At 67.7% G+C, this 19,761-nt stretch carries 17 protein-coding genes; 7 read left to right on the forward strand and 10 right to left on the reverse strand.

What is annotated here, in order from left to right:
• From C265_RS18130 to C265_RS18150, 5 genes are all read right to left on the reverse strand, one after another.
• Positions 1–708: a heme-copper oxidase subunit III family protein gene (locus tag C265_RS18130; RefSeq protein WP_011617619.1), complete on the reverse strand. Its 708-nt coding sequence runs from the start codon at positions 706–708 to the stop codon at positions 1–3.
• 26 nt (positions 709–734) lie between these two features.
• Entirely contained in the window at positions 735–1,382 is a 648-nt protein-coding gene (locus C265_RS18135; protein WP_010811075.1) for a bb3-type cytochrome oxidase subunit III, read from the reverse strand.
• Positions 1,379–3,136, reverse strand: a complete 1,758-nt coding sequence (gene ctaD, locus C265_RS18140) for a cytochrome c oxidase subunit I (RefSeq protein WP_010811074.1) — start codon at positions 3,134–3,136, stop codon at positions 1,379–1,381. Before ctaD ends, C265_RS18135 begins: the two co-directional genes overlap by 4 nt.
• 10 nt (positions 3,137–3,146) lie before the next feature.
• Positions 3,147–4,505 carry a cytochrome c oxidase subunit II gene (locus C265_RS18145; RefSeq protein WP_010811073.1) on the reverse strand — a complete coding sequence of 453 codons (1,359 nt, stop codon included), beginning with the start codon at positions 4,503–4,505 and terminating at the stop codon, positions 3,147–3,149.
• A 263-nt stretch (positions 4,506–4,768) separates the two neighbouring features.
• On the reverse strand, positions 4,769–5,272 hold the full coding sequence (locus tag C265_RS18150; RefSeq protein WP_037024661.1) for a membrane protein: 504 nt from the start codon (positions 5,270–5,272) through the stop codon (positions 4,769–4,771).
• A 284-nt stretch (positions 5,273–5,556) separates the two neighbouring features.
• Here C265_RS18150 and C265_RS18155 point away from each other — a divergent pair, with 284 nt between their 5' ends.
• A complete protein-coding gene (locus tag C265_RS18155) occupies positions 5,557–5,736 on the forward strand; it encodes a hypothetical protein (RefSeq protein WP_010811071.1) in 180 nt (59 codons plus the stop codon).
• 42 nt (positions 5,737–5,778) lie between these two features.
• A complete protein-coding gene (locus C265_RS32555; protein ID WP_010811070.1) occupies positions 5,779–5,943 on the forward strand; it encodes a hypothetical protein in 165 nt (54 codons plus the stop codon).
• Positions 5,944–6,000: 57 nt separating this feature from the next.
• On the opposite strand, the gene C265_RS18160 is transcribed toward C265_RS32555, so the two are convergent.
• A complete protein-coding gene (locus C265_RS18160; protein ID WP_010811069.1) occupies positions 6,001–7,017 on the reverse strand; it encodes a LysR family transcriptional regulator in 1,017 nt (338 codons plus the stop codon).
• 130 nt (positions 7,018–7,147) lie between these two features.
• Here C265_RS18160 and C265_RS18165 point away from each other — a divergent pair, with 130 nt between their 5' ends.
• The 3 genes from C265_RS18165 to C265_RS18175 are packed head-to-tail and all read left to right on the forward strand — an operon-like array spanning position 7,148 to position 10,755.
• Entirely contained in the window at positions 7,148–8,458 is a 1,311-nt protein-coding gene (locus C265_RS18165) for an MFS transporter (RefSeq protein ID WP_010811068.1), read from the forward strand.
• Positions 8,459–8,485: 27 nt separating this feature from the next.
• Positions 8,486–9,517 (forward strand): histone deacetylase family protein, encoded by a 1,032-nt coding sequence (locus C265_RS18170; RefSeq protein ID WP_010811067.1) that lies wholly within the window; start codon positions 8,486–8,488, stop codon positions 9,515–9,517.
• Positions 9,514–10,755 carry a Zn-dependent hydrolase gene (locus tag C265_RS18175; RefSeq protein WP_010811066.1) on the forward strand — a complete coding sequence of 414 codons (1,242 nt, stop codon included), beginning with the start codon at positions 9,514–9,516 and terminating at the stop codon, positions 10,753–10,755. Before C265_RS18170 ends, C265_RS18175 begins: the two co-directional genes overlap by 4 nt.
• Positions 10,756–10,794: 39 nt before the next feature.
• On the opposite strand, the gene C265_RS18180 is transcribed toward C265_RS18175, so the two are convergent.
• Both C265_RS18180 and C265_RS18185 read right to left on the reverse strand, forming a co-directional pair.
• A complete protein-coding gene (locus C265_RS18180; RefSeq protein ID WP_010811065.1) occupies positions 10,795–10,977 on the reverse strand; it encodes a rubredoxin in 183 nt (60 codons plus the stop codon).
• 121 nt (positions 10,978–11,098) lie between these two features.
• Positions 11,099–15,088: a DUF748 domain-containing protein gene (locus C265_RS18185; protein ID WP_010811064.1), complete on the reverse strand. Its 3,990-nt coding sequence runs from the start codon at positions 15,086–15,088 to the stop codon at positions 11,099–11,101.
• Between the two features lie 271 nt (positions 15,089–15,359).
• On the opposite strand from C265_RS18185, the gene C265_RS18190 reads away from it, so the two are divergent.
• Complete coding sequence (locus tag C265_RS18190) at positions 15,360–16,670, forward strand: MFS transporter (RefSeq protein ID WP_010811063.1); 1,311 nt, start codon at positions 15,360–15,362, stop codon at positions 16,668–16,670.
• An 82-nt stretch (positions 16,671–16,752) separates the two neighbouring features.
• On the opposite strand, the gene C265_RS18195 is transcribed toward C265_RS18190, so the two are convergent.
• Positions 16,753–17,841, reverse strand: coding sequence for a PHB depolymerase family esterase (locus C265_RS18195; protein WP_010811062.1), 1,089 nt, complete (start codon positions 17,839–17,841; stop codon positions 16,753–16,755).
• A 240-nt stretch (positions 17,842–18,081) separates the two neighbouring features.
• Between C265_RS18195 and C265_RS18200 the strand changes: the two genes are divergently transcribed.
• Positions 18,082–18,861, forward strand: coding sequence for a Crp/Fnr family transcriptional regulator (locus C265_RS18200; RefSeq protein WP_011617627.1), 780 nt, complete (start codon positions 18,082–18,084; stop codon positions 18,859–18,861).
• Positions 18,862–18,891: 30 nt separating this feature from the next.
• On the opposite strand, the gene C265_RS18205 is transcribed toward C265_RS18200, so the two are convergent.
• Positions 18,892–19,761: a DUF2950 domain-containing protein gene (locus C265_RS18205; protein WP_010811060.1), complete on the reverse strand. Its 870-nt coding sequence runs from the start codon at positions 19,759–19,761 to the stop codon at positions 18,892–18,894.

Genomic DNA, 19,761 nt, shown 5'->3' on the forward strand with positions numbered 1-19,761 from the left:
TCACCAGAGATAGAACAACGCAAAGATAAACACCCAGACCAGGTCGACGAAGTGCCAGTACAGGCCCGCGATCTCCACGATCTGGTAGTTGCCGGTGGCCTCGTAGCGTCCGCGCAGCACGCGCGTGGCCACGATCAGCAGGTACACCACGCCGCACGACACATGCAGCCCGTGGAAGCCCGTGATCATGAAGAAGGTCGAGCCGAACTGCGCCGCCCCCATCGGGTTGGTCCACGGGCGCACGCCCTCGTCCACGATCAGCTTGGTCCATTCGAAGGCCTGCATGCCGACGAACATGACGCCGAACAGCGCGGTGACGAACATCAGCAGCGCGCACTCGCGGCGCGCGCGCCGGTAGGCAAAGTTGACCGCCATCGCCATGGTGCCGCTGCTGGTGATCAGCACGAAGGTCATGATGGCGATCAGCAGCAACGGAATGTCGGCGCCACCCACGTGCAGCGCGAACACCTCGCTGGGGTTGGGCCACGGCACCGTGGTCGACATGCGCACGGTCATGTAGCCGGTCAGGAAGCAGCTGAAGACGAAGGTGTCGGACAGCAGGAAGATCCACATCATGGCCTTGCCCCACGACACCTTGAAGGCCTGCTGGTCCGACGACCAGTCGGCCAGCAGGCCGCGCACGCCGCCCACCGGGGGCGCGGGCGCCACGCCGGGTGGGCTCGATGGTGAAGACAGTTGCGTTGACATGCCGGTCCTCCTTGCTGCCGCCGCCGCTAGGCCGTGCCGCAGATATAGCGCACCAGTTCGGGCGTAAGCCACCCCAGCGCCGCCAGCAGCACCACCCATACCGCCAGCAGGAAATGCCAGTAGCGCGCGCACAGCCGCATGCGCAGCACCGCGGCCTCGCCGCTGCCGCGCGACGACATGGCAAAGCCCCAGCCGGCCAGGCCGCCCAGCACGTGCAGGCCGTGCATCGCTGTCAGCAGGTAGAAGAAGCTGCCGGCCGGGTTGCCGGCAGGCATCACCTGTATCGCGCCCAGTGCCTGCCAGGCCCACAGCTGCGAGGCGACGAAGCCGGCCGCGCCCAGACCGCCCAGGCGCAGCGCCTGCCTGGCCACGGCCATCTCGCCCCGGCCCGCGGCGCGCGACGACACCGCCATCGCCACGCTGCCGGCGCCCAGCAGCGCGGTGGACAGCCACACCTGCCAGGGCAGCCCGATGCGGTGCCAGTCCGGGCTGTCCATGCGCAGCGCATAGGCGGTCAGGAACAGCGCAAACAGCGAGGTCACCACGCCCATGAACACCCACAGGCCGATGCTCGCGGGGGCGCGCCCTTGCGGCCGGTGGTTGGCGGCATTCTCGTCGGACGGGCTGCCGCCGAAATCGTCGCGGCTGACCTTGTACAGGGCTTCGGCGTTCATGCGACGGCTCCGCGGCTGGCATGCGGTTCAGGCTCGGCCCCGCCCTCTTCCGGCGGCGCGTTCTGCGCGATAAAGTCCTCGCGCGCGCCCGGCACGCTGTAGGCATAGGCCCAGCGGTACACCACCGGCAGGTGCGGCCCCCAGTTGCCGTGCGCGGGCGGCGTCTGCGGCGTCTGCCATTCCAGCGAGGCCGCGCGCCACGGGTTGGCGTCGGCCTTGCGGCCATGCCACAGGCTCCACACCAGGTTGAAGACAAAGAGCAGCTGCGCCGTGGCGACGATGAAGGCGGCCACCGAGATGTACATGTTCATCACATGCGCCGACTCCGGGATAAAGGCGTAGTTCTCGTAGGCGTAGTAGCGGCGCGGCATGCCCAGCACGCCCAGGTAGTGCATCGGGAAGAAGATGGCGTAGGTGCCGACGAAGGTGACCCAGAAATGGATCCGGCCCATGCTGTCGTCCAGCATCCGGCCAGTGACCTTCGGGTACCAGTGGTAGAGGCCGCCGAACACCACCAGGATCGGCGACACGCCCATCACCATATGGAAGTGCGCCACCACGAAGTAGGTGTTGGACAGCGGGATATCCACGCTGACATTGCCCAGGAACAGCCCGGTCAGGCCGCCGATGACGAAGGTGCTGATGAAGGCGATCGCGAACAGCATCGGCACGGTGAAATGGATATCGCCGCGCCATAGCGTGATGACCCAGTTGTAGACCTTGATCGCGGTGGGGATGGCGATGATCAGCGTGGTGGTGGCAAAGAAGAAGCCGAAGTACGGGTTCATGCCGCTGACGAACATGTGGTGGGCCCACACCACCACCGATAGCACCCCGATCGCCAGGATTGCCCACACCATGGTGCGGTAACCGAAGATGCTCTTGCGCGAATGCACGCTGACCAGGTCCGAGACGATGCCGAAGGCCGGCAGCGCGACGATATACACCTCGGGGTGGCCGAAGAACCAGAACAGGTGCTGGAACAGCAGGGGGCTGCCGCCCTTGTACTGCAGCTGCTGCCCCATCGACACCATCGCCGGCATGAAGAAGCTGGTGCCGAGGGTCTTGTCCAGCAGCATCATCACCGCCGACACGAACAGCGCCGGGAACGCCAGCAGCGCCAGGATGGTGGCCATGAAGATGCCCCATACCGACAGCGGCATGCGCAGCAGCGTCATTCCTTCCGTGCGCGCCTGCAGCACGGTGGTGACGTAGTTGAGGCCGCCCATGGTGGCCGCGACGATAAAGATCGCCAGCGACACCAGCATCAGGATGATGCCCCAGTCATGGCCTGGGGTGCCGGGCAGGATGGCCTGCGGCGGGTATAGCGTCCAGCCCGCGCCGGTGGGCCCTCCGGGCACGAAGAAGCTGGCCAGCAGCACGATCACCGACAGCAGGTAGACCCAGAAGCTGAGCATGTTGAGGAAGGGGAACACCATGTCGCGCGCCCCCACCATCAGCGGGATCAGGTAGTTGCCGAAGCCGCCCAGGAACAGCGCCGTCAGCAGGTAGATCACCATGATCATGCCGTGCATGGTGACGAACTGGTAGTAGCGGTTGGCGTCGATGAACTCGAAGCGCCCCGGGAAGCCAAGCTGCATGCGCATCAGGTTGGACAGCGCCACGCCCACCAGGCCCACCACGATCGCCACGATGGTGTACTGCACGGCGATCACCTTGTGGTCCTGGCTCCAGACATAGCGGGTCCAGAAGCTCTGCGGCGCGTGATGGGCGGCATCGTCGGCGTAAGCCATGCGGGTCTCCTCACTTCCTGGCGGGCGCGGGTGCCGCCGAGGGCGGCACGGCCACGGCCGTCGAAGTCGTATAGGTGCCGGACGCGGCCCCGGGCGTGGCAGCGGGCGCCCCAGAGCCAGCGGTTGCCGTGGTGGCGGCGCTGGTCGCGGCAGCCGGGCCGGCGGGCACGTCCGCGGGCGCCACCGGCGCCACCGTGCCGGCTTCCGCCGCGCCGCTGCCGGCCGACTTGATATAGGCGGTCAGTGCCGCGACCTCATCCTCGCTCATCGGCAACTTCGGCATCACCGGGCCGAAGCCCTTGACCAGCCGCGCATTGGGGTCGGAGATCTCCTTGTGCAGGAAGGCATCGTCCACCTTGGCGCTGCTGCCGTCGACAAAGGTCTCGGTCTTGCCGTACAGGCCCTTCCAGGTCGGCCCCACGCCCGGATTGCCGTCGATGCTGTGGCAGCCGACGCAGCCCTTGCTCTGCGCCAGCGCGCGTCCCTTCTCGACGGTGCCGGCGTCGCCCGCGGCGCCGGGTGCGGCAGCGGCCATTGCCGCCGGCGGTGCCGCGGCCTTCGCCAGCGTCATGGCAAAGGTCTGCTGCCTGGCCAGCCATGCCTCGTACGCAGCCGGTTCTTCCACCACCACCGTGCCGCGCATGTTGTAGTGCCCCACGCCGCACAGCTGCGCGCACAGGATATCGAAGCGCCCCGCCTGCGTCGGCGTGAACCAGAACGACGTCACCATGCCCGGCACCATGTTCATGCGCGCGCGGAACGGCGGCACGTAGAAGTCATGCAGCACGTCCTTGGAGCGCAACAGCACTTTGACCGGCTTGTTCAGCGGCAGGTGCACCTCCGGTCCGACGATCACGATATTGTCCAGGCCACGCGGATCGTCGGGGTCCAGCCCGAGCGGATTCGCACCGGTGACAAAGCGCACATCGGAAGCACCCAGCTGGCCGCTCTTGCCGGGAAAGCGGAAGGCCCAGGACCACTGCTGCCCCACCACTTCCATCACCATCGCTTCGCGCGGCGGGCGCACGTAGTCGGCGTAGACGAACAGGCCCGGCGCCAGCAGCAGCACCACGCCCAGCGTGGTGCCGCCGATCAGCCACAGTTCGAGCTTGCTGTTCTCCGGGTGGTAGGACGCGCGGTGGCCGGTGCCGCCATTGGGATGCGGCGCCTCATGCCGGAAGCGCCAGACGATGTAGCCGACAAACAGGTTGATGCCGATGAAGAAAATGCCGGTGATGACCAGGGTAATGGTCAGCGTGTCGTCCATCTGCTGCCAGTTGGACGCCAGCGGGGTCGCCCACCACGGGCTCATGAAATGGAAGAGCACCGAACCGACGACCATGACTACGAGTGCGATGGCCAACGCCATATCCACCCTCCTCCTCGCGCGCGGCGAGGGATGCGCAAGTCACGCAGGTAGACATAAGACTAGTGCATGCCGTCAGGTCACTGCAAGGCGACATGCCAATGCATTGGTGTCGCACTGCACAAGCGCGCAGCGCGAGAAAAAGCGGCGGCGGGAACCCCTGGTTCCGGCCGCCGCAGGTCTTGCGCGCGTACCCGCCCAAAAGCTGGCGCGCGCAACGCAACCGCCATGAGCCGGCGCTCGCCGCGCCCTGCCCCGAAGCGCTGTCAGTGCGATACGTCCTTGCTCTCCAGCTTCCAGTAGCATGCCGCCGCGGCCATCCCGAAGATCAGATGCCCGATGAAGGTATGCCACCCGCGCACCTCGACAAACCAGTGGAAGGCCAACGTCATCACATAGAAATTGAAGAAGTACACTACCATGCCAAACACGGCGCCCGCCAGCATTGCCATGCCCAGGCTCGAATCCAGCGTGAATGGCGCGATGATGGCCGCCAGGATCATGCCCAGCACGGCGCCCAGCACGAAATGGATCACCAGCGCCGCGGCCACCGTGCCGACGGTAAACGTTGCGCTCTGCAGCACGCCCTGGCCCATCAGGATCCCGGCGATCATGCGCGTGGCGATCCACGGGTTCACGCCCGACACCATCGACGACCAGAACAGCTCCAGCACCAGCAGCAACGCCCCGGCCGCCAGCCCCGAGACCGCTGCCGCGGTCCAGTCCGGCTGCCGCCGCACGTAGTGGTGCGATTGCATGTGAAGTTCCATAGCCACCTCCGTCTCTCTCGGTCCGCGGGGCATTGGACTTGAATGGGAACGGGGCCCCGCGTCTCTGATCAGCATAGGACACGTGTTTCCCGCTTCGGGGGTTCGCATGGCGAAAAACGTGGGGCATGCGTACGCAGCGCAACGCCTGAACCGTCCTAAGTGCGCGCATCGGTACCTGGGTGGTGTCCGCATCTCCCGTGTTCGGGACAATCCCGATGCACGCAGCCATGCATCGGGCACACACTGCCTATACTGGAATCACAAAAGAGAGACAGGAGACCGCCATGCACTTCACCGCGCATGATCTTGTATTCCTGATTCCGATGGCGCTGGTAGGCGTGATCGCCATGGGTTCGATCCCGGTGACTGCCAAGTACCTGCGCATCAGTTGCCGGACCATGGGCGCCCTGATCGGCGCACTGGTTGCCGTGTTGGTGCTAGAGGCATTACCGCTGCTGATCTGACCCCAGAGGTCGGACAGACGGTTTTTGGGGAGGAGGGCCGTTATGTCGATCGGCCTGCTTGCTGCCGTCATGGCGGCGCTGCTGTTCATTACCGTCTTGCGGGCCATCTGGCGCTGCAGCCATCCGTACCGGATGCGCTACCGGCGTTGCGCTGCACAACGGCAACGCGCCGGGCTGTGCCGGCATACGCTGCGACGGCACGGCTAGGCCCCAACAAGCGTTCTTCTGCACCATTGCCCGGTACGCGAACCGGGCAGTAGTCCATCATGCCGTCGGCGCGCGCAACGCCGCCAGCGGCGCGTTCACTGACTCCCCCAGCCGCTCCATCAGCGAATAGCGCGCCACGTAGTGGCGGAAGTGCTCGATGAACGCGGCCTCGGCCGGCGTCTGGCGCCGCTCCGGATTCCACAGCAGGTACATGTCGATATCGGCCACGCCCTCTTCGGGCGGCAGGCGCCACAACCGTTGCTGGGCGACATCGTCGGCAACGATATGTTCGGGCAGGCAGCCAATGCCATAGCCCGCGAACACCAGCCGCCGGATTTCATCGAGGCTGGGCGAGGTCGCGACGATCTGGCCGGAAAAGCCGTGCTGGTCGCGGAATACGGCCAATGGCGCCAGCACGTCGCCAAGCTGGTCGCTGCTGAACGAGACGAAGTGCTCGGCCAGCAGGTCGGCAATGGCCAGCCCGGTGCGCCCGAACAGCCGGTGATGGCGCCCGCAGAAGATGGCATAGCGCTGGCGCAGGAACAGCATGTGCTCAAGCCCGTCGCCCGACTGCCGGCCCGGCTGCCGGTACAGGCTCAGGCCCACGCCGCCAGCCTTCTGCGCGAGCGCGTCCGCAATCTCGGTGCTGCGCATCACGTCCACCTGCAGCGTGACGCGCGGATGCTGCCGATGGAACGCGGCCAGGCATTCGTCATAGACGCCTGAATGGATACGGCTCACGGTCAGCAGCCGCAGCAGGCCGCTGACTTCGTCCTGCTGCTCCGCCAGTTCAGCCCCCAGCCGCGCCACGCTGCCATAGACGTCGGTGGCGATGCGCAGCACTTCTTCGCCGGCCCGGGTCAGGCGGAAATTGCTGCCGCGCCGCTCGATCAGCGTGTGTCCCAGATGCTCTTCGAGCCGGCGCAAGGCCAGGCTCACCGCCGGCTGGGTGATATGCAGCCGCACCGCGGCGCGGCTCAGGCTGCGCTCGTGGACGATGGTCAGGAAGGTGCGCAGCAGGTTCCAGTCGAGCCGGTCGGTCAGCAGGGCCCGGTCCAGGGCAGAACGCTCCATCACGCCACGTATAAATTGAAGTTATATGAAAAATAAATATTAGAAATTTGACTGATATTTGTCAACGCGCGATAACTCCTCCCACAGCTGCCCCTGATGCAGCGGCACAAACATAGTGAGGAGCCAGTCCATGCAAGTGTCCCCTTCCGGCACGCGCCAGCCCGTGCGCGCCGCCACCGCCGCCTTTGTCGGCACCATGATCGAGTGGTACGACTTCTACATCTACGCCACCGCCGCCGCGCTGGTGTTCGGCCCGTTGTTCTTTCCCGGCGGCGATCCCTTCCTGAGCACGCTGGCGTCATTCGGCACCTTCGCGGTCGGCTTCTTTGCCCGTCCGCTCGGCGGCATCGTGTTCGGCCACTGGGGCGACCGCATCGGCCGCAAGCAGGCGCTGATGATCACGCTCATGATGATGGGCGTGGCCACCATCGGCATCGGCCTGCTGCCGACCTACGCCACCGCGGGCGCGATCGCGCCGGTGCTGCTGGTCCTGCTGCGCGTGGTGCAGGGCATCGCCGTGGGCGGCGAATGGGGCGGCGCGGTGCTGATGGCGGGCGAGCATGCCCCCAAGGGCCGCCGCACCTTCTTCGCCTCGTTCGCGCAGCTCGGCAGCCCGGCCGGCCTGATCCTGTCGCTGCTGGCTTTCCGCGCGGTCACGTCGATGGAGCACGAGGTGTTCATGGACTGGGGCTGGCGCCTGCCATTCCTGGCCAGCGCGGCGCTGCTGCTGGTGGGCGTGGCGATCCGGCTGGGCGTGAATGAATCGCCCGAGTTCGCGCAGGTGCAGGCGCAGCGCAAGACCGCCAGGCTGCCGCTTGCCGAGGTCTGGCGCACGGCCCGCGTGCCGGTGCTGCTGTGCATCGGCGCCAATACCATCGGCATTGCGGGGGTGTACTTCACCAACACCTTCATGATTGCCTACACCACGCAATACCTGTCGCTGCCCAGGACGCTGATCCTCGACTGCCTGTTCGCCGTCGCCATCATCCAGTTCCTGGCGCAGCCGCTGGCCGCCTGGCTGGCAGAGAAGCTTGGCGGCGCGCGCTTCCTCAAGCTGGCCGCGCTGCTGGCGATGGCTTCACCCTATCCGATGTTCCTGCTGGTGCAGACGCGCCAGGCGCCGGCCATCGTGCTCGGCATCGCGCTGGCGGTGGTGTGCATGGCGAGCTTCTATTCGGTGATCGCGGGCTTTGTCAGCGGTGTCTTCGAAACGCGCGTGCGCTACTCGGCGATCTCGTTGTCCTACCAGGTCTGCGGCGCGGTGGCGGGCGGGCTGACACCGCTGGTGGGGACCGTCCTCGCGCAGCGCTTCCAGGGCCAATGGTGGCCGCTGGCGGTGTTCTACACCTTGCTGGCCGGCGTGTCGCTGCTGTGCATCGCCAGCATCGATGCACGCCAGCGCCAGCAACCACAACCGGCCGCGCAAGCCGCGCAGGCCTGACGCCTTTCCACGGACATTGCAAACCCCATGCTGACGTTTTTCCATCCCGAGCAATTGCTGCACCATCCGCAGAGCTACTACTCGCGCGGCAGGATGCGCTCGCCGCAGGAGCTGCCTGCGCGGGCGCAGCGGCTGGTCCAGGCGGCAGAGGCGCTTGGCTTCGCGCTCCACGCCCCCGCCGACCACGGCCTCGCGCCGCTTGCTGCGGTGCACGACCAGCCTTACCTGCAGTTCCTGCAGGACGCCCATGCCAGCTGGCGCGAGCTGCCGGAGGACTGGGGCGACGAGGTCATGTCCAATATCTTCGTGCGCGAGCCCAACGCCCTGCGCGGCGTGCTGGCGCAGGCCGCGCGCTATCTCGCCGATGGCAGCTGCCCGGTGGGCCTGAACACCTGGCGCTCGGCCTACTGGTCGGCGCAGAGCGCGGTGGCCGGGGCCCGGGCGCTGCTGGACGGCGCGCGCCGCGCCTACGCCTTGTGCCGGCCGCCTGGCCATCATGCCCGGCGCGACGCGGCGGGCGGCTTCTGCTACCTGAACAATGCCGCGATCGCCGCCCAGGCCCTGCGCGCGCGCCTTGGCCGCGTGGCCATCCTCGATACCGACATGCACCACGGCCAGGGCATCCAGGAGATCTTCTACGACCGGGCCGATGTGCTCTACGTGTCGATCCACGGCGACCCGACCAACTTCTATCCGGTGGTCGCGGGCTTCGACGATGAGCACGGCCGCGGCGCCGGCACCGGCCACAACCTCAACCTGCCGATGCCGCACCGTTCGCCCGAGTCCGTCTTCTTCGACAAGCTGGACACCGCACGCGGCGCCATCGAACGCTTCCAGGCAGACGCGCTGGTGCTGTCGCTCGGCTTCGACATCTACCGCGAGGATCCGCAGTCGCTGGTGGACGTGTCCACCGCAGGCTTCGGCCGCCTCGGCCGCGCCGTTGCCGCACTGGGCCTGCCCACGCTGGTCGTGCAGGAAGGCGGCTACCACCTCGATTCGCTCGCCGCCAATGCAACGGCCTTCTTCGGCGGCATCCAACAGTCAGGGACGGGCGTATGAACGCAATCACGATCAATGGCGAACGCCTGTCGCAAGCGCTGATGGACCTGGCGCGGATCGGCGCCACGCCCAGGGGCGGCAATGCGCGTCTGGCCCTGACCGCGCTGGACGGGCAGGCGCGCGACCTCGTCACCGGCTGGATGCGCGACGCCGGCCTGGCGGTGCGCATCGACCGCGTGGGCAATATCTTCGGGCGCCGGGCGGGCCGCAACGACGCGCTTGCCCCGGTCATGACCGGCAGCCATATCGACACCCAGCCCACCGGCGGCAAGTTCGACGGATGCTATGGCGTGATGGCCGGGCTGGAAGTCATGCGCACGCTCAACCAGCACGGCGTGACCACCGAGGCGCCGCTGGAACTGGCGATCTGGACCAATGAGGAAGGCGCGCGCTTCGTGCCGGTGATGATGGGATCGGGCGTGTTCGCCGGCGTTTTCCCCGAAGCCACCGCTTTGACGGCAACCGACAACGCCGGCAAGTCCGTTGCCGGCGAACTCGCGGCGATCGGCTATGCGGGCACCGCGCCGGTCGGCCACAAGGTTGGCGCGTACTTCGAGGCGCATATCGAGCAAGGCCCGATCCTCGAGGCCGAGGACAAGGTCATCGGCGTGGTGACGGGGTCGCTTGGCCTGCGCTGGTATGACGTCACGGTGACGGGCATGGAGGCGCATGCCGGCCCCACCCCCATGCCGCTGCGCCGGGACGCCCTGCATGGCGCTTCGTTCCTGTTCCAGGAAGTGGCGAAGATCGCGGACGACTTTGCCCCCGATGGCCGGGGGACGGTCGGGGTGGTCAATGTCCACCCGTCTTCACGCAACGTCATTCCGGGGCGGGTACAGTTCAGCGTCGACCTTCGCCATCTCGATGGCGGCCAGCTCGACCGGATGGAAGCAAGGCTGCGCGCAGCGTGCGCGGCGCTGGCCAGCGGCAGCACTACAGGTGCCGCGCTGGCGGTGGAAGTTGAAGCGATCCAGCGCTTCGAGCCGACGCCCTTCGCGCCCGAGCTTGTGGCCCATGTCCGGCACGCGGCCGCGGCGCGTGGCTACACGCATTGCGACATCGTCACCGGCGCTGGCCACGACGCGGTCTACCTGGCCAGGGTAGCGCCGGCGGCAATGATCTTCGTGCCGTGCAAGGACGGCATCAGCCATAACGAGATCGAGGACGCCAGGCCCGAGCATCTCGAGGCGGGCGCCAATGTGCTGCTTGCCGCCATGCTGGCGCAAGCCCGGGGCTGAGCCCGCATGGGTCGGCCGGACAGGAAAGTGCGTGCGGCGTTACAGCTCGATCATGGCGAATTCGGCCTTGCCGACGTCGCATTCCGGGCAGCGCCAGTCCTCGGGGATGTCTTCCCAGCGCGTGCCGGGGGCGATGCCGTCTTCCGGCCAGCCCTGTTCTTCGTCGTAGACCCAGCCGCAGATCACGCACACCCAGGTCTTGTAGGCGACGGCGGCTTCCAATTGATCCTGCTGCAAAACACACTCCTGAATCGGCTATGGAACGGATTGTCCGGGCCGAATCATACCGGTTTTCCGGGCCGGGCCTGTGGCGGCGCCGCACCGTGCGGCGCCGCCGCGCCGGCTAGCCGCGAATGGAGAAGTCCACGCGGTTGGGCGCGCCCTTGTCCTTGATGCCCTCGGCGCTGAGCTTGGGCGCGGTCAGGAACAGCCGGCTCTCCGACACCTTGCCCTCGCGTTCGAGCGACTGCTTGACCACCAGTGCGCGTTGCTCGGCCAGGCGCTTCAGGTCGGCCTCGGTGACCGTGGCGTTGGCCATCAGCAGCTTTTCCATTTCCTCGGGCGGCAGGGATTTGGTGAAGCCGACGAAGTTGCGCGGCTTCTTCATCGATGTGCGCTTGTAGACCTGCTCCAGGTACTTCGGGTACTCCTGTTTCGAGACCTTGATCTCGGCGCCCTGCTCGCCGGCTTCGTCGTTGTCGGCCTCGCCGCCCACCTGTGCGCTGTCGCGCTGGTCGCGCCGCTTCTGCTCGGCCACGCGCGCATCCAGCCACGCGCGGCGCGCGCCGGCCTCGTCGGTGGCCGGGTCGATGCGGCCGCTGATTTCCAGCCGCAGCGCGGGCCTGTCATTGAGCGCCTGGCCCAGCTTGGTGATCTTGTCCCTGGCCGCCGGCGTCAGCGCCGCGGTGCCGGGCGCGAACTCGACATAGCCCAGCTCCTCGCCCCCGCCGCCGCCAAAGGCCGAGGCGATCAGCGAGAACGGCGACGTGATCGCCTTGGTCAGCAGATTGACGATCACGCGCACGATCACGCCGCCGATGCTGAACTCCGGATCCGACAACGAGCCCGACACCGGCAGGTTCACGTCGATCACGCCGTTGCGGTCCTTCAGCAGCGACACCGCCAGCAGCACCGGCAGCTTGGTCGCATCCGGGCTGTCGACGCGCTCGCCGAAGGTGAGCTGGTCCAGGAACAGGTGGTTGCTCGCATCGAGCTTGCCGTTCTCGATCTTGTAGGCCACGTCCACCGTCAGCTTGCCCTTGGTGATCGGGTAGCCGGCGTACTTGGCCGCATACGGCGTGAGCCGCGTCAGTTCCACGCCCGAGGCCTTGGCGGCAATGTCCAGGAACAGCTGCTCACCCAGCGGATTGAGCTTGCCGCTGATATTGACCGGCGCATCGTCGTCGATGCGGCCATCCAGCACCAGGTCGGCCGGCGTGGGGTCGCCCGACGACACCTTGGACACCTTGCCCTTCATGCCGGTCAGGTTGGCCGTGTAGTTGGGCTTGACGAAGAAGTCCGAGAAATTGATATTGCCCTTCTCGACCGAGACCCCGCCGATGCGCACCTGCGGCTTGGGGCCGCCCGGCTTCTGCTCGACCTGGGCCGTACGCGTATCACCGGTCTGCACCGGCGGCGTTGCCGGCGCCGAGGCCGGGTTGGCCTGCGTCAGGCTGGTCGATGGCGCCGCCTCGCCCTTCTCGGCGCCGCCGGCCATCACGTCCTGCAGGTTCAGGCGGCCGTTGGCGTTCAGGATCACGCGGGCATAGAAGTCAGACAGCGCGACATTGCCCAGGCTCACGCGCATCGGGCCCTTGCTCTCGTCCATGGCGAAGTCGATGCCCGATACCGCCAGCGAACGCCAGCGCAGGAAGTCTTCGCCGCTGACGCGGTCCACCGTGCGCACGTTGCCGGTTTGCACGTTGCCGCTGAACTGCGCGGCGATGGGCTTGCCGGTTGGCGCATCGACATTGAGCTTGCCCCTTGCCGTCAGCGTGCCGGTGCGCAGGGCGGCGTTGAAGCGGTCAGCCAGATAGGGCTGGAGCGGGCTCACCTCGACCTCGCGCAGGTCCAGCTGCAGCCGGCTGGCGGGGACGGTCGGCAACACCGTGCCATCGACGCCGATCACGCCGCGGCGACCGGATTCGGCATGCAGCTTGAGCGGCACCGCCGCCGGCGTCAGCGGCCAGGCGACCGAGCCGGTGCTCAGCGCGATATTGCGGAACTGGTGGATCACCGGGCGGCCGCGGTTGGCCCCGGCCGGCTGGTAGTCGGCCAGGCGGGCGCTGCCGCCTTCCACCGTGACCTTGCCGATGTCTGCCTTCCAGCCGCCACCCGCTGGCTTGCCGTTGGTGGCGGGTGCGGCTGCTCCATTCCGGCGCGGCGTGGCGCGCACCTGCTGCGCCGATTCGGTAGCCCACAGGCGCGCCATCTCGATCAGCTCGCCGCTGTGGTCGCGCGTGGCAGCGAGCTGCGGCCTGGCCAGGGTGACCTGGCTGGTGGCGAAGGTCTGCTTGGCCAGGTCGAACTGGATATCGTCCAGCACCAGTTTTTCAGCCTGCAGCAGCGGCAGGTTGGCGCCCTCGCGGTCGGCGGCGCGCTCACGCGCGCGGCGTGCGCTGCGCGGGGCGGCATTGTCGTTGCCGGCGGGTCTTGCACTGGCATCGGCATCGCGTGCGGCGGCCGGAACCGGCATCGTCACCGGATCGCGCGTGGCCACGTAGAGCGGCGCCAGTTCCAGCCGCGATTTTTCCAGCACGAACTGGAACTGCGGCGTGCCCCACGACATGCGGTAGTTCAGTTCGGCATTGACCGCGGTAGTGCCGAACTGGCTGCGCAGCTCGCGCGGCCACCATGCGGCAAACCCCTGCGGCCGCAGGCCGGTGGTTTCCAGCGTGCCGGCCATCGAGCCGTCGCGCAGCAGCAGGTCGCCGGCATGGTGCAGGGTCTGGCCATCGGCCACGGTCAGCGTGGCCTCGATCCTGGCCGGCTTGTCGCCGTCGGTGCCGGCGAAGCCCTTGACCTCGGCATCGAGCGGGCCGAGTGCAAGCTTGCCCGGGCCCGATGGCGCCAGCGCATCTTCAAACCCCAGCCGGGCCTGCCTGACGACGATGCGGTCGACCGCATAGCGCCACGGCACGTCTTTTGGCGCCGCCTTGGCCGGCGCCGCCTGCACCCCCGAGGCGGCGGCCGCTGCCGGCGCCGAGGCAGGCGCCGGCGCGGGCGCCACGCCATCCGTGGATTTGCTGACCGCCTGTGGCAGGAACGCCGTGGCCAGGTTCAGCGAGCCATCCGCGCGCCGCGCGGCTTCCACGCCCAGCCCCTCGATCTCAACGCTGCGCAGCTGCGCGCGGTGAGCCAGCGGCTCGAGCTTGCCGATATCCACCGCCAGGCGGCCGCTCTTGACCAGCGGCTGGCCGGCGCGCGTGACGACCTCGGCATCGCGCAACGCGGCCGTGCCCATCACCAGCATCTCCTGCGTGTCCTTCTGCTGTCGGAAGGCCACGGTCAGGCGCGTATCGAGCTTGCCGGACTTGACCTCGGCATCGCGCAGCGGCGGCGCGAACGCCATCACGCGCGCGACCTCCAGGCCGTCTAGGTTGACGTTGAGCCGGGTCTGGCGCGAATCGGCAAACGGCAGCACTTCGCCGTCCAGCGCCAGCGGCGTGCCGTTGACCCGTGCGCTCAGCGTGGGCCGCGTCACGATCTCGACGTCATGCGGCAGGTTCGACAGGAACGGCAGGGTCAGCGTCAGGTTGTCGACGCGCAGGCTGGAACCGAGCTGCTTGTCGTCATAGCCGAAGCTGCTGCCGGTAACTGCGATGTTGTTGACCGAAAAGCGCGCCGGCTTGGCATCGGGCGGCTTGGGCGGCAGGGCAGCAAGCTTCTCCTGGACGTCGGCAAAGCTCATGCGGCCGTCGGCGTCGCGCACCACGTGCACGGCCAGCCGGTCGACGTGGAGGTTGTCCACCACCGGCGCCAGGTGCCAGACCGAGGCCAGCGAGGTATTGGCCTCGGCCTCGCCCAGCGTCAGCGCGGGGGTCTTGCCATCGCGCTCATAGATAGTGAGATCGGTCAGCGTGGCCGCCAGCTCGAACGGGCGCACGTGGGCCTTGCCCAGCTTGACCTTGCGCCCCAGCGCGTCGGTCGCGTTCTTTTCAATCAGGTATTTGAGCAGCGGCGGGCCGCCAAAATACCCGGCCAGCCCAAACACCGCGAGCGCCGCGACCACGCCGCCGGCGACGCGCGTCGTCAGCCGGCCGCGTGGCGTGGCAGCCACTGCCTGGATGGATTGCTTGAAAGCCATGTCGTTCCAGAAGATCTGACCCCGCATTCCGGCGCTGCACGATCGTTTGTGCCCCGGATTTCACATTTTTCGACATTATGGCAACGGTTTCGGACAAAGCAAAGAAATCAGAATTGACCCCTCAACGCTGCGTAGGCCGATCTGGTATCTTTACGCCCTTTGCGAAGCGTTTCGTCGCAAGCCTGCGGCTTACCCGCCACATCGGGCCTGCCTCCCCTGCGCTGTACCCTCCGGCCACACCCATCACGTATTCCGTGCTGCGCGCTTCGCATGCGATCTCTTCCATGCGAGTCCATTCATGTCTACCACCAGCAGTACCGCCGCAGGTGTCGGCGCGCCGCGAGCCAGCGCGCGCCCGCTGACCGGCCAGGATTACAAGACCCTTGCCCTTGCCGCGCTTGGCGGCGCCCTTGAGTTCTACGACTTCATCATCTTCGTTTTTTTCGCGACGGTCATCGGGCAGCTGTTCTTCCCGCCGTCGGTGCCGGACTGGCTGCGCCAGTTGCAGACCTTCGGCATTTTCGCGGCCGGCTACCTGGCCCGGCCGCTGGGCGGCATCATCATGGCGCACTTCGGTGACCTGCTCGGCCGCAAGAAGATGTTCACGCTGTCGATCCTGCTGATGTCGGTGCCCACGCTGCTGATGGGCCTGATGCCCACCTACCAGTCGATCGGCCTGGCCGCGCCGGTGCTGCTGCTGGTGCTGCGCATCCTGCAAGGCGCGGCCGTCGGCGGCGAAGTGCCCGGCGCCTGGGTGTTCGTATCGGAGCACGTGCCGGCGCGCCATGTCGGCTATGCCTGCGGCACGCTGACCGCGGGGCTGACTGCCGGCATCCTGCTGGGTTCGCTGGTCGCCACCGGCATCAACAGCGTCTTCACCCCGGCCGAGCTGGCCGACCACGGCTGGCGCGTGCCGTTCCTGATCGGCGGCGTGTTCGGCATCGCCTCGATGTACCTGCGGCGCTGGCTGCATGAGACGCCGGTCTTCGCCGAACTGCAGAAGCGCAAGGCGCTGGCCGCGGAAATGCCGCTGAAGTCGGTGGTGCGCAACCACCGCGGCAGCGTCGCGGTGTCGATGCTGCTGACCTGGATGCTGTCGGCCGGCATCGTGGTGGTGATCCTGATGACGCCCACCTTCCTGCAGAAGCTGTATGGCTTTGACGCGCGCACGGCACTGGTCGCCAACAGCGTCGCCACGCTGTGCCTGACGATCGGCTGTGTCGTCTCCGGCGCATTGGCCGACCGCATCGGTGCGCGCCGCACGCTGTTCGTCGGCGGCCTGCTGCTGGCCATCTGCGCCTATATGTTCTACACGACGATCTTCACCCGCCCCGACCTGCTGCTGCCGCTCTATGCGCTGACCGGCTTCCTGGTCGGCACCATCGGCGCGGTGCCGTTCGTGCTGGTCAATGCGTTCCCGGCGCAGGTGCGCTTCTCGGGCCTGTCATTCTCGTACAACGTGTCGTATGCGATCTTCGGCGGGCTGACGCCGATGGTCGTCACGCTGATGCTGAAGCAGGATCCGCTGGCACCGGCCCACTATGTGGTCGCGCTGTGCGTGCTGGGCATGGTGACTGCGCTGTTCGTCAAGGACCGCTCGCGCGGCTGACGCGGCTGCTGCAAGGAAAAAGGGAGGGCAGGCGCCCTCCCTTTACTTGTGCGCGCTTGATGCGCATTGGTGCTGCCCGACTTCAACGGCGGTGCTGGCTGAAGAACTGCCACATCATCGTGCTGGCATCCGGGCCGATATCGCTGTGGTAGCCATAGCTGGCATCGCCGCCGCTCCAGGCGTGGCCCAAGCCCTCCACTTCCACCAGCGTGACCAGGTCGCGGCGCCAGCGGCCGAAGCGGTATTCATGAGACCGGCCCGGCGCTTCGTCCTCCGGGCCGGACTGCGCGGGCGCACCGGCGAGCCGGTCTTCCAGGCCGTTGTAAGCCAGGAACTGCCGCGCCAGCAGACGGCCATTGACCGGATGGACCGCGTCGTCGGCCAGGCCGTGGATCACCAGCGCGGGCATCTCGGGACCGCCCGGCGTCACGCCGGCGGCATCCAGCAGCCATGACGGATCGGCCGCCGAGCCTTGCTGCATGGCCCGCAGGCCGGCGCGCGGGTTGTCGGCGGCGCCGATGACCACGCCGGAATGCAGCGCCGCGGCCGCCACCTTGCCCGGGTAGCGCAACGCCACCACCGCGGCCATGGCCGCGCCGGCGGACATGCCGGCCAGGTAGATCTCGCGCTCGCGCACGTCGTGGCGCGCAGCCAGCGCATCGATCAGCGCGGCCACCGCCTGCGCCTCGCGTCCGCCCTCAGCGGCGCCCAGGTCGAACCACTGCCAGCAGCGCTGCACCTGGCGCCGCAAGGGCTGTTGCGGGTAGGCCACGATAAATCCCTCGCGCTCGGCCAGCGCATTCATGCGGGTGCCGGCCGACAGGTCATCCGGCGTCTGGCGACAGCCATGCAGCACCACCACCACCGGCAACGGGCCGCGATGGGCCTTGGACGGTATGTAGAGGTGATACGAGAGTTGCGGCACCAGTTCGCCCGGCAGCGGCGCCAGGCGCAGCCTGTGCGCCTGCCAGGTACCGGGCAGGGAACCCGGCGCGGGTGCTGGCCGGGCGGGCCGGACCTTGCCCGGCGGGCGGTCAGGCCGAGCCGGCGTGAGCGGATTAAGCGAATCCACGCGGTCCAGCCAGGACTTCACCTGGGCTTCCGTGCGGGCTTGCGCACGGCTCAGTCGCCGGATCTGCGCGTGCCAGTCAGCGGCAAAGCTTTTGGTCATGAGGACTCCTGATCGTGTGACGCGATCTCCTCCTATGCCTTTATTGTTGCATTGCAGCATATCACAATCCGCATTACGCCCGCCGGCGTGCTCCCGCGCTTATGGCACAAACGCAACGAGCCTCGCCCCCGTAATGCGAAATTTTTAAACCAGCCATACGAAAGAATGCAGATCGCAGCGAGATGGCTTGCGTTGCCGGCGTTTTATACTTGGCCATCGTCACCGGAGGACAATGACACCATGCCGGACAGCGGCGCCCCAGCCTGCCTGCTCTGCCTCTTTCGCCACGTTTGCCACAATGCCGGGCCACAAGCCCCCCTGCCGCACGCGCCGATGGCGCTGCAGCCGGAGCTGGTAGAGGTGCGCACCGGCGAGCATGTGTTTCGCCAGGGCCGCCCTGCGCTGACGGTCTACCCGCTGCGCCATGGCAGCGCCAAGCAGGTCTATGAATCGCCGCTGGGCTGGCGGCAGGTAACGGGTTTTTCGCTGCCCGGCGACGTGCTGGGGCTTGAGCCGCACGAAGGTCCGGTCTATGGGACTGGTGCAATCGCGCTGCAGGATGCAATGGTTTGTGCGGTCTCGGTCGAATCCCTGCGCACCCTCATGCAGGCCGCCCCATTCCGTGAAACGGTGCTGGAAGCGATGCGCCGCAACGCCGAGCGCGAACGCGTGCTGCTGGTGGCGGTGGGGTCGATGAGGGCGCCACAGCGCCTGGCGATGCTGCTGCTCGACCTCGCCGGCGAGCAGGCGCGCCGCGACGGCAACCGCGACGGCGCGCTGACGCTGGCGATGTCGCGCACGGACATCGCCAGCCTGCTTGGGCTAACCCTGGAAACGGTGTCGCGGCTGCTGTCGCGCTTTGCCTCGGTCGGGCTGATCTCGGTGCGCCAGCGGCACCTGCGCATCATCGACCGCGACGGGCTGGCCGCGGTCTATGCCGACCTGGATCCGGCCCCGCGCCAGGCGGCGGCCAGATCAGAAGCCTACGGCGGGGAGTTCGGCGAACCCCGGCTGGCCTAGACGGCTGGCCGGGGCGCAGGGGCCAAGGGCTCAGCGGTCCGCCACGCGCTGCCAGCCGGCAGGCGAAAAACTGCGGATGGCCTTGGCGCGCGATGCGGTGCCGGGCCCGAGGTCGCGCTCATAGAAGACGCGGTCGCTGCCGAGCATGAAGCTATGCACGCCGGTATCGCCATAGCGGGCCGGCCAGGCAATCAGGCCGTACTTGGCATCGCTGCCCTTGGCCGGCGGCAGGATCCGGTAATGGTAGCCGTAGAAAGCATCTGCGGCGGGCGTATCCGGGCCCATGGCAAGCGCATCGGGGCCGATCGGGCTGGCGTCCTGCTCGCTGGCCGCGGGCCAGTACAGGCCGTTGGTCTTGCCCGGCGCGCTGATCAACTGGGTCGCGTAGCGCCCCAGCCCCACCTGCTCCGCGTAGCGCTGCTGGGCATCGGCCAGCTGCAGCAGCGTTTCCATCGTCACCAGTTCATTGCGCCCGAGCCGGCGGCGGCGCACTTCCTGCTGGCCGGCACGCAGGTCGAACTGCCAACCGTCCTTCTGCTTTGCCAGCGGCACGGGGAAGGTCCATCCGCTCTGCCCGACCGCGATCAGCGCGCGGCGCTCGCCATCGGGCTGCACGGCATGGTGGCGCGCCCAGGCGCCAAGGAATTCGTACACGTCGTCGCGGTTGATGGAGCCCTCCGGCACCAGCGACTGGTATTGCTTGCCCAGCACGCGCTGCAATGCATCGCTGTCGCTGCGCGCGATGGCATCACCCAGCGCCTCGGCGGCAGCGTCAGGGCTGGGGAAGACCTGCTGGGCCATCGCCGGCAGGGCCAGGGACAGGGCCGCGGCCGCCGCCAGCGTGCGCAGCGCGCGCGCTCGGGCTGCGGCAGAGAAGGGATTAGCGGTCATGTGCATCAT

It is taken from the genome of Cupriavidus sp. GA3-3, assembly GCF_000389805.1.
GTDB classification, from domain to species: Bacteria; Pseudomonadota; Gammaproteobacteria; order Burkholderiales; family Burkholderiaceae; genus Cupriavidus; species Cupriavidus necator_D.

What these genes read in the sequence shown, in the direction of transcription:
- C265_RS18130 (WP_011617619.1), bottom strand. Translation starts at nt 708, where the DNA reads ATGTCAACGCAACTGTCTTCACCATCGAGCCCACCCGGCGTGGCGCCC.
- C265_RS18135 (WP_010811075.1), bottom strand. Translation starts at nt 1,382, where the DNA reads ATGAACGCCGAAGCCCTGTACAAGGTCAGCCGCGACGATTTCGGCGGC.
- ctaD (WP_010811074.1), bottom strand. Translation starts at nt 3,136, where the DNA reads ATGGCTTACGCCGACGATGCCGCCCATCACGCGCCGCAGAGCTTCTGG.
- C265_RS18145 (WP_010811073.1), bottom strand. Translation starts at nt 4,505, where the DNA reads ATGGCGTTGGCCATCGCACTCGTAGTCATGGTCGTCGGTTCGGTGCTC.
- C265_RS18150 (WP_037024661.1), bottom strand. Translation starts at nt 5,272, where the DNA reads ATGGAACTTCACATGCAATCGCACCACTACGTGCGGCGGCAGCCGGAC.
- C265_RS18155 (WP_010811071.1), top strand. Translation starts at nt 5,557, where the DNA reads ATGCACTTCACCGCGCATGATCTTGTATTCCTGATTCCGATGGCGCTG.
- C265_RS32555 (WP_010811070.1), top strand. Translation starts at nt 5,779, where the DNA reads ATGTCGATCGGCCTGCTTGCTGCCGTCATGGCGGCGCTGCTGTTCATT.
- C265_RS18160 (WP_010811069.1), bottom strand. Translation starts at nt 7,017, where the DNA reads ATGGAGCGTTCTGCCCTGGACCGGGCCCTGCTGACCGACCGGCTCGAC.
- C265_RS18165 (WP_010811068.1), top strand. Translation starts at nt 7,148, where the DNA reads ATGCAAGTGTCCCCTTCCGGCACGCGCCAGCCCGTGCGCGCCGCCACC.
- C265_RS18170 (WP_010811067.1), top strand. Translation starts at nt 8,486, where the DNA reads ATGCTGACGTTTTTCCATCCCGAGCAATTGCTGCACCATCCGCAGAGC.
- C265_RS18175 (WP_010811066.1), top strand. Translation starts at nt 9,514, where the DNA reads ATGAACGCAATCACGATCAATGGCGAACGCCTGTCGCAAGCGCTGATG.
- C265_RS18185 (WP_010811064.1), bottom strand. Translation starts at nt 15,088, where the DNA reads ATGCGGGGTCAGATCTTCTGGAACGACATGGCTTTCAAGCAATCCATC.
- C265_RS18190 (WP_010811063.1), top strand. Translation starts at nt 15,360, where the DNA reads ATGTCTACCACCAGCAGTACCGCCGCAGGTGTCGGCGCGCCGCGAGCC.
- C265_RS18195 (WP_010811062.1), bottom strand. Translation starts at nt 17,841, where the DNA reads ATGACCAAAAGCTTTGCCGCTGACTGGCACGCGCAGATCCGGCGACTG.
- C265_RS18200 (WP_011617627.1), top strand. Translation starts at nt 18,082, where the DNA reads ATGCCGGACAGCGGCGCCCCAGCCTGCCTGCTCTGCCTCTTTCGCCAC.
- C265_RS18205 (WP_010811060.1), bottom strand. Translation starts at nt 19,761, where the DNA reads ATGATGCACATGACCGCTAATCCCTTCTCTGCCGCAGCCCGAGCGCGC.